This window comes from Patiriisocius sp. 208BN25-11, assembly GCF_058147145.1.
This window is the reverse complement of sequence record NZ_JBYVJY010000060.1, coordinates 1-289: the sequence shown is the minus strand read 5'-3', so window position 1 is coordinate 289 and position 289 is coordinate 1. Positions and strand designations below refer to the sequence as shown.

At 43.6% G+C, this 289-nt stretch carries 1 protein-coding gene; it reads right to left on the bottom strand.

Features of this window, described 5'->3' with window-relative positions:
* A partial coding sequence (locus ACY2RS_RS15550) for a hypothetical protein (protein ID WP_490099584.1) occupies window positions 1-289 on the bottom strand: 289 nt, incomplete at both ends.

Genomic DNA, 289 nt, shown 5'->3' with positions numbered 1-289 from the left:
ATCTGTACCGTCGTTGGATCTACAATATCACCATCTACATCATTCCCTAAAACATCTACCACTACTGGCATTCCAGTATCGTTGTTATCACTCGTATCATCTGTAGCTACTGGTACGTAATCTATCGTTACGGTAGCCACATTTGATGGATTACCATCATTATCGTCGATCGTATACATTGCTGGATCCGTTGGATCATCATTAAAGCCTGGGGCTGGAGCGAAACTAATCTCACCAGTTACAGGGTTTACTTCCCAATCTCCTTCTCCTGGTACCGTGTAGCCGATTA